The 13,808-nt window shown below is 63.4% G+C and carries 11 protein-coding genes; 5 read left to right on the top strand and 6 right to left on the bottom strand.

Annotation, left to right across the window (positions count from 1 at the left end; genetic code table 11):
* Positions 1–19: 19 nt before the first annotated feature.
* The 4 genes from ACXJ7R_RS02040 to ACXJ7R_RS02055 form a co-directional block, all read right to left on the bottom strand.
* The gene (locus ACXJ7R_RS02040) at positions 20–700 is read right to left on the bottom strand and encodes a lytic transglycosylase domain-containing protein (RefSeq protein WP_457150350.1); all 681 of its coding nucleotides are present in this window, start codon (positions 698–700) and stop codon (positions 20–22) included.
* Positions 701–910: 210 nt separating this feature from the next.
* Positions 911–1,666 (bottom strand): N-acetylmuramoyl-L-alanine amidase, encoded by a 756-nt coding sequence (locus ACXJ7R_RS02045; RefSeq protein WP_457150351.1) that lies wholly within the window; start codon positions 1,664–1,666, stop codon positions 911–913.
* A complete protein-coding gene (locus ACXJ7R_RS02050; protein WP_095086896.1) occupies positions 1,663–2,382 on the bottom strand; it encodes a J domain-containing protein in 720 nt (239 codons plus the stop codon). The genes ACXJ7R_RS02045 and ACXJ7R_RS02050 overlap by 4 nt, the downstream gene beginning before the upstream one ends.
* 176 nt (positions 2,383–2,558) lie before the next feature.
* On the bottom strand, positions 2,559–2,819 hold the full coding sequence (locus ACXJ7R_RS02055) for a hypothetical protein (protein ID WP_109668284.1): 261 nt from the start codon (positions 2,817–2,819) through the stop codon (positions 2,559–2,561).
* 191 nt (positions 2,820–3,010) lie between these two features.
* Here ACXJ7R_RS02055 and ACXJ7R_RS02060 point away from each other — a divergent pair, with 191 nt between their 5' ends.
* The 3 genes from ACXJ7R_RS02060 to ACXJ7R_RS02070 are packed head-to-tail and all read left to right on the top strand — an operon-like array spanning position 3,011 to position 8,626.
* Complete coding sequence (locus ACXJ7R_RS02060) at positions 3,011–6,634, top strand: hydantoinase B/oxoprolinase family protein (protein WP_457150352.1); 3,624 nt, start codon at positions 3,011–3,013, stop codon at positions 6,632–6,634.
* Between the two features lie 31 nt (positions 6,635–6,665).
* On the top strand, positions 6,666–7,964 hold the full coding sequence (locus ACXJ7R_RS02065) for a DUF3419 family protein (protein ID WP_457150353.1): 1,299 nt from the start codon (positions 6,666–6,668) through the stop codon (positions 7,962–7,964).
* Entirely contained in the window at positions 7,961–8,626 is a 666-nt protein-coding gene (locus ACXJ7R_RS02070; RefSeq protein WP_457150354.1) for a class I SAM-dependent methyltransferase, read from the top strand. The genes ACXJ7R_RS02065 and ACXJ7R_RS02070 overlap by 4 nt, the downstream gene beginning before the upstream one ends.
* A 3-nt stretch (positions 8,627–8,629) precedes the next feature.
* On the opposite strand, the gene ACXJ7R_RS02075 is transcribed toward ACXJ7R_RS02070, so the two are convergent.
* Positions 8,630–10,009, bottom strand: a complete 1,380-nt coding sequence (locus tag ACXJ7R_RS02075; protein ID WP_457150355.1) for a serine hydrolase domain-containing protein — start codon at positions 10,007–10,009, stop codon at positions 8,630–8,632.
* Positions 10,010–10,292: 283 nt separating this feature from the next.
* On the opposite strand from ACXJ7R_RS02075, the gene ACXJ7R_RS02080 reads away from it, so the two are divergent.
* Positions 10,293–11,096: a glycoside hydrolase family 25 protein gene (locus ACXJ7R_RS02080; RefSeq protein ID WP_457150356.1), complete on the top strand. Its 804-nt coding sequence runs from the start codon at positions 10,293–10,295 to the stop codon at positions 11,094–11,096.
* Between the two features lie 244 nt (positions 11,097–11,340).
* Positions 11,341–12,519, top strand: a complete 1,179-nt coding sequence (locus ACXJ7R_RS02085) for a lytic murein transglycosylase (RefSeq protein ID WP_457150357.1) — start codon at positions 11,341–11,343, stop codon at positions 12,517–12,519.
* Positions 12,520–12,572: 53 nt separating this feature from the next.
* Here the strand turns inward: ACXJ7R_RS02085 and ACXJ7R_RS02090 are convergent, their stop codons facing one another.
* Positions 12,573–13,793, bottom strand: coding sequence for an alanine racemase (locus tag ACXJ7R_RS02090; RefSeq protein WP_457150358.1), 1,221 nt, complete (start codon positions 13,791–13,793; stop codon positions 12,573–12,575).
* Between the last annotated feature and the right edge of the window lie 15 nt (positions 13,794–13,808).

Genomic DNA, 13,808 nt, shown 5'->3' on the forward strand with positions numbered 1-13,808 from the left:
GCTCCACACAACCAGTCGGCTAAAGCGCCGCCATCTGCACCTTGACCTTGCTGCAATAGGCGGCCGACACCGGGTTCATCCGCGTCGCGGCGTGGCCGGCGTTATATTTCAGGATCGTGCCGCAGGTGGTGCCGCCGCCGAGGTCCTGCGCCATGGCGAGGTACTTCATGCCGTATTTGATGTTGGTGTCGGGGTCGAAGAGGCCCTTTGCCGAACCGTTGTAGCCCATCATCCGCGCCGTCGCCGGCTTGATCTGCATCAGGCCGATCTCGCCGGCGCTGCCGACCATGTTCGGCCGGTAGTTGCTCTCGATGCTGATGACTGCATGAGCGAGCGAAACCGGTACGCCGTAGCTCGCGGCATAGCGCGCGACGATCGCCGAATACTGACCGCCGCCGGCCACTGCTGCCGTCGACGCAGCCGCGTTCCTGAGGCCGATCGACGCCGTTGTCGCCATGTCCAAGGTCTTGCGGCCGCGCTTCGTCTGCCTCTTGGCGGATTTCTTCGGCTTGGCAAAACTTGCCTTTTCCATTTTCACGGGAGACCGCTTCGTGGCCTTGGCGTCTTGGCCTGCCTTGCTGGGTTTTGCGGATACCGCGACGAGCCCTTGATCAGCCCGAGGGCTGGCATTCGCGGCACCGAAGGCAAAAGTCATTACGCCGGCAGCAACAGCTGCCGTTAAAACGGTCAATTTCTGCATGTGATCCTGTTCTGTCTGAACCGCGTGAAGGTGTTCACGCAGCAACGCTTAATCAATATCGGAACATCCGGGGGGCTGGGGGTCCGACAACTTGCACGCCAGCCGTTTGAAGCTCGAATTGGTGCCAAACAAGGCCAGGCAAGTCACTTTAAGTGACAGCTTGTAACCTAAGGACTGGAATGAGTACCTTGGGAACAGCTTCCCCCGAGATCAAGACCTTACGGAAGCAAGCAGCCTTTCTAGCGTCCGCTGCGTCGAGCCATCGRCAACACCATCCACTTTGCGCGGCCGGAAATGTCGCTGAAACGCTTCGACGACAATCTCCGTCTGCCGGTCGAAAATGCCTGATATCTCGACGCCATAGCCATAGAGCGCCAGCATCGACTGCAACGCCTCGACATCGGCGCCGGTGTCTCCGGTCTTGAGCACGGCCCCTCGCCTGACGGGTGCGGCCGCCACGAGATGGCCGACGCCGGCCGCAAACAGCGTCCGCCATGGGAACTTCTCGCCCGGATCGATCTTGCGCCCCGGCGCCACGTCCGAATGGGCCAGCACTCGCTCGGCAGCAATCGAGTGCCGACCTGCGATCCCGGCGCACAAGCCGATCACCGCATCGATCTGCCGTCTGGGAAAACCGGGATAGCCCAGCGAATGTCCCGGATTGACGATCTCGATGCCTATCGAACAGGAATTGATGTCGGCGCGTCCGAACCACGAGCTCTGGCCGGCGTGCCAGGCGCGATCGCTTTCCCTGACCATCTGCACGATGTGGCCATTCTCATGCACGAGATAGTGCGACGAGACCTCGCTGGCCGGATCGCACAGCCATGCTTCGGCGCCGGCACCGGTCGCCATTCCAGTGTAATGCAGCACGATCATGTCGGGCCGGAGCGTGTCGCGCCGCGGACCGAAATTCGGCGATACCCTGACCTCGGCGCTGGGCTCGTCGGGCAGGAAGCCGCTCATGCGTGCCGCAGGCCCCGCTCGATCATCTCATAGGCGGCGTTGATCGCCGCCACCCTGGTCGTTGCGATCTTGATGAACTCCTGCGGCAGGCCGCGCGCGATCAGCCGGTCCGGATGATTGTCGGAGACCAGCTTGCGATAACGCTTCCTGACCTCTTCGAACGGCTTGCCGCGTTCGATGCCGAGCACGACATAGGGATCACCTGCGCCGAGATTGACGTGCCGCGCCATGATGCTCTCGTAATGGGCCTCGTCGATGCGGAAAATCTCGGCGATGCGATGCAGGAAGTGGCCTTCGCGCTCATGCACCAGCCCATCGGCCTTGGCGATGTGAAACAGACCGTCGAGTATGTCTTCCAGCATCACGCAGTTGGAATGGCCCGAGCCGCACAGTTGCGCCATCCGCTCAGCATAGGTTTCGAAACCGGCGACGTCGCGCTGGGCGAGATCGAACAGCCGCGCCACATTGCGCGTCTCCTTCGGCGGCACTTCGAATATTTCCTGGAACGCGCGCACCTCGTCCTGGGTCACGATGCCATCGGCCTTGGCCATCTTGGCCGACAGCGCGATCATCGCCACCGAGAAAGCGACACGCCGGCGCAGATCAGCGTCGCCGGAGAAAATCGTGCGCACAGCCTCCACGACGTCGGCGACGCCGGACGAGGTTGAGGATGAAACGCGCGTGATGAATTCGCCAAGGCGATCCCAAATCGACATGGCCTGCTTCTTAGGGCCACGGCCTCTTGCTATCAAGCCGGGACAGTGCCGCAGCCTTGGCGCAACCGGTCGCTGTGGCGCCGGAGGGGGATGTAGCCACGGGGCGCGGACAATATGAGAAAGGCCGGCGCACAAGCCGGCCTTCCTCAATCATCACACGAGTACTGCTTTGCTGACTACTGCGCGGGCGCAGGAGCTGGTGTTGCCGGAGCCGGCTCGGCAGGCTTCTCAGGTGTGATGCTCTTGGTGGTCGAGTTATCGGTTGCCGGAGGCGTTGCGGCCGGCGGCGTGGCTTCCGGCGTCGCCGGCTTCATCGGCTGTTCGGCGGCCGGCGGATTGGTGCTCTGGGTGGTGGTGTTGTCCGTGCCGCTGTCGCTACAGGCAGCAACGCCGAGCAACGCCAAAGCGGAAACGGACGCAAGAATGAGCTTTTTCATAACATCTCTCCTTCACTACACGTTCACGTTGCGGTGAACGGTCGAAGGGGAAATGCATCAGACGGCCATGAGTTTCGTAACGTTGCGTTTCCATATGTAACATCATCTGGCCCGTTTGCGATTGCCGGCCAGACAACGGCGAACTAACAGGATGTGTTGAGCAAATCGAACTGAAACTGCCGGGAGCTGCCATGACCGCGACGTGGGATTTCTGGATCGATCGCGGCGGCACCTTCACCGACGTCATCGGCCGCGACCCGCAAGGCGGGCTGCATCCGCGCAAACTTCTCTCCGAAAATCCCGAAGCCTATGCCGATGCCGCCATCCAGGGCATTCGCGACCTTCTCGGCCTGTCCTCCGGCGGCGCAATCCCGCCGGGCCTGATCGGCGACATCAAGATGGGCACCACCGTCGCCACCAACGCCCTTCTGGAGCGCAAGGGAGACCGGGTTCTGCTGCTCATCACCAAGGGGTTTCGCGACGCGCTGAAGATCGCCTATCAGGCGCGGCCGGACATCTTCGCCAAGGAGATCATCCTTCCAGAACAGCTCTATGAGCGCGTCATCGAGATCGACGAGCGCGTGCGCGCCGACGGCAGCATCGAACGGCTGCTCGACATCGCGGCTTGCCGGCCGGCGATCGAGCAGGCGAAAGCCGATGGCATCGACGCCGTCGCCATCGTCTTCATGCATGCCTGGAAATACCCCGACCACGAGAAGGCAGTGGCAAAAGTCTGCCGAAAACTGGGCTTCGGCCAGGTTTCCGTCAGCCATGAAGTGTCGCCGCTGATCAAGCTGGTCGGCCGCGGCGACACCGCCGTGGTCGACGCCTATCTGTCGCCGATCCTGTCGAGATATGTGCAGAAGGTGGCTGGGGAATTGGGCGCCGCGCCCGGCCAATCTCCCCACCTCATGTTCATGATGTCCTCTGGCGGGCTGACCGCCGCCGACATATTCCAGGGCAAGGRCGCGCTGCTATCCGGGCCAGCGGGCGGCGTTGTCGGCATGGTCGAGACGGCGAAGCTTGCCGGCTTCGGCAAGGTCATCGGTTTCGACATGGGCGGCACCTCCACTGATGTCGCCCACTATGACGGCGAGTATGAGCGTGCCTTCGACACCGAGGTCGCCGGCGTGCGGATCCGCGCGCCGATGATGCGCATCCACACCGTCGCCGCCGGCGGCGGTTCGGTCCTCCACTACGAGGCCGGCCGTTTCCGCGCCGGCCCCGATTCCGCCGGCGCCAATCCCGGCCCGGCCGCCTATCGCCGCGGCGGGCCGCTGGCCGTCACCGATGCCAATGTCATGCTGGGAAAGCTGCAGCCCGATTTCTTTCCGAAGATCTTTGGTCCCGCCCAGGACCAGCCGCTCGACGTCGAAACGGTGCGCGAAAAATTCACCGCACTGGCCGCCGAAATCGGCGACGGCCGCACTCCCGAGGCTGTCGCCGAAGGGTTCGTCACCATCGCCGTGGAAAACATGGCCAATGCCATCAAGAAGATTTCCGTCCAGCGCGGCTACGACGTCACCGAATATCTGCTCAATTGCTTCGGCGGCGCCGGCGGCCAGCATGCTTGCCTGGTTGCCGACGCGCTCGGCATGGAAGCGGTGCTGATCCATCCCTTTTCCGGCCTGCTGTCGGCCTATGGCATTGGACTGTCCTCGGTTTTTGCCTCGCGCCAGCAGGCGCTGCTGAAGCCGCTGGCGGAAGAGTCCAGAACCGAGATCGGCAACCTGATTGCCACCCTGAGAAAAGCCGTCTTCGCCGAATTCGCAGTGCAGGGCATCGCCGAAAACATGGTTGCCGCTAAGCCGGTGCTTCACATTCGATATGACGGCACCGACACGACACTGCCGGTGAATTTCGAGGAAGACTCGATTTTCAAGGCCAAGCGCGATTTCGAAATTGCCCACAAGGCGCAGTTCGGCTTCGTCTATGACAACAAGCCGATGATCGTCGAGACCGTCGGCGTCGAGGGGACCGACACCGGTGGCACGGGACGCGACGAAAGCGATTCCGCGCTCGAAGACATCGCCGCAAGTCCTTTGGAAGTTAGAAAAATCTTTTCCGACGGCATCTGGCGCGACGCCGGCATCATTCGCCGCGAAGGGCTCAAGCCCGGGCATAGAATTGCCGGCCCTGCGCTGATCATCGAGCCTAACCAGACCATCGTCGTCGAGTCGGGCTGGCAGGCCGAGATCACCGCCAAGAACCATGTGCTGTTACGCCGCGTCGAGGAGAAGCAGCGGCAGGCAGCGCTCGGCACCGAGGCCGATCCGGTGATGCTGGAAGTCTTCAACAATCTGTTCATGTCGATCGCCGAGCAGATGGGCGTGACACTGCAGAACACCGCCTATTCCGTCAACATCAAGGAGCGGCTGGATTTCTCCTGCGCCGTCTTCGACCACAACGGCGCGCTSGTCGCCAATGCGCCGCACATGCCGGTGCATCTAGGCTCCATGGAYCGTTCGGTCGAAACCATCATCCGGCTGAATTCCGGCGACATCCACCCCGGCGACGTCTTTGCCCTCAACGCCCCCTACAATGGCGGCACCCATTTGCCCGATATCACCGTGGTGACGCCGGTTTTCGACGACGCTCAGCAGAAAATCCTGTTTTGGGCCGCCTCGCGTGGCCACCACGCCGATATCGGCGGCACGGCGCCCGGCTCGATGACGCCGCTCGCCACAACGGTCGACGAGGAAGGCGTGCTGTTCGACAATTTCCGCATTGTCGATCGCGGCCGCTTCCGCGAGAAGGAACTGGAAACGCTGCTCACCGACCACCGGTGGCCGGCCCGCAATCCGCACCAGAACATCGCCGACCTCAAGGCGCAGATCGCCGCCAACGAGAAAGGCGTCGCGGAACTGCGCAAGATGGTCGCGCATTTCGGCCTCGATGTCGTCGAAGCCTATATGGGCCATGTCCAGGACAACGCCGCCGAGAGCGTGCGCCGCGTGCTGGAGCGGCTGCCGGACGCTTCCGAATATGAATATCCGACCGATACCGGCCAGCTCATCAAGGTGAAGATCACGGTGGATCGGCAACGGCGCGAGGCGACTGTCGACTTCACCGGCACGTCGCCGGTCATGAAGAACAATTTCAATGCGCCCGAGCCGGTTGCCCGCGCGGCGGTCCTCTATGCCTTCCGCGTCATGGTCGAAGACATGATCCCGATGAATGCCGGCTGTTTGCGGCCAATCAACATCATCATTCCCGACGGCTGCATGCTCAAACCCGCCTACCCTGCCGCCGTCGTGGCCGGCAATGTCGAGACCTCGCAGCACGTCACCAATGCGCTGTTCGGCGCCATGGGCGCCATGGCCAACGCGCAAGGCACCATGAACAACCTGACCTTCGGCAACAAGCACTACCAGTATTACGAGACGATCTGTTCCGGCTCACCCGCCGGCCGAATGAACTCCGGCCGCGGCTTTGCCGGCACTTCCGGYGTCCATACCCACATGACCAATTCGCGCCTCACCGACCCGGAAGTGCTGGAGCTGCGCTTTCCCGTGCTGCTCGAGGATTTCCACATTCGGGAAGGTTCCGGCGGCAAGGGCAGATGGAGCGCCGGCGACGGCACCAGGCGCACCATCCGTTTCCTCGAGAAGATGGAATGCGCGATCCTGTCCTCGCATCGCAACCGCCCGCCGCAAGGCTTGGACGGTGGCGGCGACGGCGAAGTCGGCTCGACCAAGGTCCGCCGCAAGGACGGCGCGATCGACCTGTTGAAAGCCTGCGACCAGACCGTGCTTCAGGCCGGCGACGCCGTCATCCTGACGACGCCGACGCCGGGCGGGTTTGGCAAGGCCTGAAGCTACGTCAACAGGCTGTCACTGGCCTGTCATGACCCTGCGCTACCCGCTTGCGCCAAAGCAAATGGGGAATCACCTTGCCATGACGGACGTTTCCGCAGATCTGGTTTTTCGCCGCGGCAAGGAAGTTGGAAAGGCCGTCTACCAGAACCGCCCGCTGTCGAAAGCCGGCATCTCGGAGCGGCTGTTCGCCTTCCTGTTTTCCGGCCTCGTCTACCCGCAGATCTGGGAGGACCCCGATGTCGACATGGAGGCGATGCAGCTTGGCCAGGGCCATCGCGTCGTCACCATCGCCTCCGGCGGCTGCAACATCCTCGCCTACCTGACCCGTTCGCCAGCACAAATTGACGCCGTCGACCTCAATGCAGCGCATATCGCGTTGAACCGCATGAAGCTGGAAGCCGTGCGCCACCTGCCTGCGCAGGGCGATCTGTTCCGCTTCTTCGGCGCCGCCGACACCAGCCACAATTCGCAAGCCTACGACCGTTTCATCGCGCCGCATCTCGACCCGGTCAGCCGTCACTACTGGGAGCGCCGCAACTGGCGCGGCCGCCGGCGCATCGCGGTCTTCGATCGCAATTTCTACCAGACCGGCCTGCTCGGCCTGTTCATCGCCATGGGCCATCGCACGGCAAAGTTCTTCGGCGTCGATCCTGCCGGCATCATGCAGGCCCGTAACATCGGCGAGCAGCGCCGCTTCTTCAACGAGAAACTGGCGCCGGTCTTCGACAAGCCGCTGCTGAAATGGGCGACGTCGCGCAAAGCCTCGCTGTTCGGCCTCGGCATTCCGCCGGCGCAGTATGATTCGCTGATCACGTCGGGCGACGGCACCATGGCCAGCGTGCTCAAGGCCCGGCTGGAAAAGCTCGCTTGCGATTTTCCGCTGGAGAACAACTACTTCGCCTGGCAGGCCTTCGCCCGCCGCTATCCGAATCCCGGCGAGGCCGCCCTGCCCGCCTATCTCGAAAAGCAGAATTACGAGACCATCCGCGGCAATGTCGACCGCGTAGCCATCCACCATGCCAATCTGATCGAGTTCCTTGCCGGCAAGGATGCAGGCGCGGTCGACCGCTTCATCCTGCTCGATGCGCAGGACTGGATGACCGACGACCAGCTCAATGCGCTATGGTCCGAAATCACCCGCACCGCGTCGGCCGGCGCCCGCGTCATCTTCCGCACCGCCGCCGAACCCAGCTTGTTGCCCGGCCGGGTTTCCAGCTCGCTGCTCGACCAATGGACTTATCAGGACGAGGCCTCGCGCGAATTCTCGACCCGCGACCGTTCGGCSATCTATGGCGGCTTCCRCCTCTACGTGAAGCGCGCAGCATGAGCACCACCGAGCTGCCGGCCAGCCATGCCGAGCTGATGGACGGCGTCTATCGCTGGCAGCGTCACATCTACGACCTGACCCGCAAATACTATTTGCTTGGCCGCGACCTGATGATCTCGGGACTCGACGTGCCGGCCAGCGGCACCGTGCTTGAACTCGGCTGCGGCACCGGCCGCAACATCATCTTGGCCGCCCGTCGCTATCCCGACGCCCGCTTCTTCGGCCTCGATATTTCGGCCGAGATGCTGGAGACGGCCGGCACTGCCATTGCTCGCGAAGGCTTGTCGGGCCGCGTCACGCTGGCGAGGGGCGACGCCACCGATTTCGACACAGACGCGCTTTACGGTGTAGAACGGTTCGACCGCATCTTCGTATCCTATTCGCTGTCGATGATCCCTGGTTGGGAAAAGACGGTGTCGGCGGCACTTGCTGCGCTGTCATCGAATGGTTCGCTGCACGTCGTCGATTTCGGGCAGCAGGAAGGCCTGCCGGGTTGGTTCCGGGCACTGCTGCGCGGCTGGCTCAAGAAGTTCCATGTCGCGCCGCGCTCAACCCTGCGCGAGGTCCTGGAATCGGAAACTCGTCGAACCGGCGCAAGCTTCCGTTTCCGCACGCTTTATCGCGGCTATGCGTGGCTGGCCGTGATCGGGCCGCGTCCGTAGAAGCTAATGTAGCGCGGCCACCAGGGCCCCAACGATCGCCTGAGGGCGGTAGCCGAGCTTGGCCGGCGTCAGCCCGAGCCGCACCACCACCAGTTGCTCAGAGGGAATGATGGTCACCGTCTGCCCGTCATGGCCTTCCATCCAGTAGGTGTCCTTGGGCAGGCCCGCCGCCACGCCAGCGCCGGGCTTTTTCTCGTCGCCCGGTGCCTCGATCCACAACTGGCCCTTGCCGTAGACTTTCGAGGCCGGCGCCGGCTCCCGCATCCAGTCGACGAAGCCGGCCGGCAGCACCTGGTTGCCGTTCCACACGCCCCCTTGCAGCAGGAACTGGCCGAAGCGGGCCCAGTCATGCGCAGTCGCATAGAGATAGGACGAGCCTACGAAGGTGCCCTGTTCATCGGTCTCGAGCACCGCGCTGTGCATGCCGAGCGGCTCGAACAGCGCCGTTCGTGGCCACGTCAGCGCCTTTCCCTTGTCGCCGATCGCGTCCTGCCAGAGGCGCGACAGCATCACCGCCGTGCCGCTCGAATAGGTAAACACTTTGCCGACCTCGGCCACCAGTGGCTTGGCTTCGGCGAAGCCTGCCATGTCGGGTTCGAGGTAGAGCATGCGCGTGACGTCGGCAACGTCGCCATAGTCCTCGTTGAACTCCAGTCCACTCGACATCGCCATCATGTCGGCAAGGCTGATCGCCGCGCGGCCATCCGCCTTCCATGGCGTGAACAGGCCTTTGTTGTCGACCGCCATCTTGCCGTCCTTGACCAGCGTGCCGACGATAGCGGCGTTCACCGTCTTGGTCATCGACCAGCCGAGCATCGGCGTCTTTGCCGAGAATCCCGCGCCATAGCGCTCGGCGACGACGCGGCCATTCTTGACCACCACCACCGCACGCATGCCGGTGCCGGTCAGCGCCGCATCGTCGAGCAGCTTGGCAATCACCGGGTCCTGTGACGGCTCGACCCGCTCGCCCTCCGGCCACAGCGCGTCCTGGCTGACCGCCGACGGTTCGGCATAGACCGCCGTCCGTCGCGCCTTGCCGACATCGCCATCGGGAACCGAGGCGCAGCCCAGCCCATCACGGGCGACAGCGAGGCTCTTGCCAAGGAAGCCGAGCAGGCCCGCCGAGACCGTTCCCCTGTTCTTGTCCACCGAGACCCGCATCAGCCGCAGCAGCGGGTGCCCAGGCGCCTGCACGTCGACCGCTAGCACCTCATTGGCGTCGCGACCGGCGATGAAGACGTTCGAGCAGACAATCTTGGCCGAATAGCCCGAACCGACACGGATCAATTCCGGCGGTGCGATGTAGAGCCAGGCGAAGAGCGCGGCGATCGCCAGCACGACCAGGCCAAGCAGCCATCTGACGATCTTGGCGACGGTCCGCATTTGTTTCCTCCCAGGCCCCTGCCTGACGCTTATGTCATCGATTTGCCGCCATTGCTTCCGCAAATCGCAGTGCTTGTCGAGCGCCGTCAACCTGATATCAACCATGTTCGGCGATCAATGCATGTCGCCCAAAACTGCGCAGCGGTTTTGGGACAACGACATGCACGAGAACGAAGATACCGGGCGATGCTGTGGGGCGATCGCTCGTCGGGGGCCAGACCAAGCGCCGGCCATCAGTGCACAGACCCATCAGCGACCGGCTGAATCCGGCTCGGGAGTTGCGATGCGCCGTCTTGCGGGCCTCATCATGCTGACGCTGCTTAGCGCCTGCTCGACGGTGGACGATCTCTCGCCGCTGTCGCCGTCTGCGTCCAGTAGCCCGACGACGGTTGCCGTGCGCGCGCCGCGCTTCGCCGATTCCAAGCCGCATGAATGGGACAGCGGCGCGCCGTGGAACTATGCCGTCCACGGCACCGATGTGTCCAAATATCAGACGTCGGTCGACTGGCCGGCTGCCAAGGCCAGCGGCATCTCCTTCGCCTTCATCAAGGCGACCGAGGGCGGTGACCGCTTCGATGAATATTTCAACGAACACTGGGCCCGCACGAAAGCCGCCGGCGTCCCGCGCGCGGCCTACCACTTCTTCTACTTCTGCACGCCCGCCGCCCAGCAGGCGCGCTGGTTCATCCAGAACGTCCCGGTCGATCGCTCGGCGATGCCGCCAGTCCTCGACATGGAGTGGAACCCGAAGTCGCCAACCTGCAGGTTGCGTCCCGATGCCGCCACGGTGCGCGCGGAGATGACCACCTTCCTCGAAATCGTCGAACGGCACTATGGCAAGAAGCCGATCATCTACACCTCGGTCGACTTCTTCGACGACAACCAGCTATCGACCTTCCGCGGCTATCCCTACTGGCTGCGATCCGTCGCCGGCCATCCGCGCGAAAAATACGGCAGYCACCCCTTCACCTTCTGGCAATACACCGGAACCGGCATCGTTCCGGGCATGACCGGCAAGTCCGACATCAACGTCTTCAACGGCAGCGAAGCTGCGTGGAACAAGTGGTTGCGGCAGAACACCCGTTGAGCCCGGTTCAACGGCAACGAGGTCGCCTGGAAAAAGGGGGCTGTGGCAGAACACCCGTTGACCTAGGTTTAACCGCAGCGAAGCGGAGCGGAATAAGAGGCTTCGGCAGAACACCGTTGACACCGGGCCTGCCGCTTGCTTTTCGACACAGCCGGCGGCAAAGAGTGCAACCGGCGGTAATCAAGGGCGTTGGGGCTTCCGAGGGGGGCACGACAAATGCCCTCATTCGTTCGAAAGGAAGCTGATGCGACTGCATTCCCAAGCCCTCGCGGCGCTCTTCTTGTGCGCCACGGCCTTGCCGGCGATGGCGCAGGAATGTGGCGGCGACTTCGAAACCTGGAAGCAGGGCGTAGCGGCGGAAGCCAAATCGGCTGGTGTCGGTGCAGTGGGTCTGGACGCGCTGGAGGATGCCACCATCGACGACAAGGTCCTGGCGCGCGACCGCGCCCAGGGCGTCTTCACCCAGACCTTCACCGAATTTTCGAACCGCATGATCTCGGCCTACCGGCTGAAGCAGGGCGCGGCGAACATGAAGAAATACGCCGATGTCTTCGCCCGTGCCGACCAGCAATTCGGCGTCCAGGCACCGATCATCGCCGCCTTCTGGGCGCTGGAGACCGATTTCGGCGCCGTGCAGGGCGATTTCCACACGCTGAGCGCCCTGGTGACGCTGTCCCATGATTGCCGCCGCCCGCAACTGTTTSGGCCTCAGCTCGTGCCACTTCTGGAACTGATCGATCGCGGCGTCGTGCCGGCCGATGTCAGGGGTGCCTGGGCCGGTGAGATCGGCCAGACGCAGATCCTGCCTTCCGACTATCTGGCGCGCGGCGTCGACGGCGATGGCGACGGAAAGGTCGACCTGCGCGGCAGCGTGCCGGATGTGATCATGACCACTGCCAACAAGGTTCTGTCGCGTGGCTGGAAACGTGACGAGCCCTGGATCCAGGAGGTCCGCGTGCCCGACGACATGCCGTGGGACCAGACCGGGCGCACCAACAAGCTGCCGCTGACACAATGGGCACAATGGGGTGTCACCTACCCCAGCGGCGCCCCGTTGGTCGACAATGGCCTGAAAGCGGGCCTCGCGCTTCCGATGGGCCGCAAGGGGCCAGCCTTCCTCACCTACGACAATTTCGATGTCTATCTCGAATGGAACCAGTCCTTCACCTACGCGCTGACCGCTGCCAACCTCGCCGCCAGGCTGGCGGGCGCGCCACAGTTCGATCCGCGCAATCCCGAGACCGGCCTCAACAACGAGCAACTGAAGGCGCTGCAGACCAGGCTGGAAGCCAGGGGCTACGATGTCGGCACGGTCGATGGCATCCTCGGCACCAACACCCGCGAAGCCATCCGCAAGGAGCAGATGCGTCTTGGCCTGCCGGTGGACGGCTGGCCGACGCCGGAGCTTTTGGCGAGGCTCTAGTGAGTGCGAATAGTAAGTAGTGAATAGAAGGGCTGCTTCTACTCACCACCTCACTAATTCGCCATCGTCTCCAAACTCGCAAAGCCTTGCGGCGCGTCGCCTTCGTCGAACGGCGTCGTTACCTCGACGAAGGTGTCGGGGTAAAAGCCGTTGAAGCGGGTCCTAAGCGACAGCGAATAGGCGCCGATATGGCCGATCTCGATCCAGTCGCCCGTGTCGACCGTTTCAGGCAGCCAGAATGGCCGCGACAGGATGTCGACAGAATCGCAGGTCGCGCCGCAGACCTTGAACGGCACGATGTTCTTTTCCTCCCCATTGCGCGAGCGGATCGCCGGATCGGGGATGAAACGCGCCGGCAGCGTGATCTTGCCGGTCCAGGAGTCCGACAGCGACGCCCAGATGCCGTCATTGATGTAGAGCCGCTTGCCCTTGCGCAAGAGCACCCGCACGATCAGCGACAGGCAGCGCGCCACGATCACCCTGCCGGGCTCGGCCACCAGCGGTATGTGGTCGAATTGGTATTCCTTGAGGTCGCCGGAAAGCCGCGACATGATCTGGCCGAGCGACGGCATCTCGATGTGCTTGCGGTTCGGGTCGTGGCCGTACTCGGCTGGAAAGCCACCGCCGACATCGAGCCCGGCAATGTCGAAGGTCAGGCGGTTGCGCACCCAGTCGGCCGAGGCCAGCGCCCGCTCATAGGTATCGGGATCCTCGATCTGGCTGCCGACATGGAAACACAGGCCGACCTTGTAGCCAGTGCGGTTCAGCCGCTCCGCCAGCTCTACCGCATAGGCCGGCCCGGCGCCGAACTTCTTCGACAGTTCGTAGGCGGCAAGCCCCTTGGTCTGCACCCGCACGAACACGGCTATCGCGCCTGGATCGATGTCGAGCGCCCGCACCACCCGTGTCAGCTTGGTGATCTCGTCCTCATGGTCGAGCGAAATGACACGGATGGCGTACTTCTCCAGTGCCAGCTTGATGTCCGACTGCGCCTTGACCGGATGCATGTAGAGCATCTCGGCATCGGGTGAGACCGCGCGCACGGCGGCGAACTCGCCTGGCGAGGCGACGTCGAAAGCAGTGACGCCGGCCTCAACCAGCGCCTTGAGTACGATCGGCTCGCCATTGGTCTTGACCGCATAGGCGGTCTTGCCGGGGAACATGCCCATGAACTGCCTGGCATCCGCCATCAGCACCTGCGGGCGGAAGCAATAGACCGGATCGTCCGGGCGAAGCGCCAGTGCCGCCTCGCGGGCATTCTCGAATCGCTGCATGGACGAATCCTCATG

This window comes from Mesorhizobium sp. P5_C1 (genome assembly GCF_054049815.1).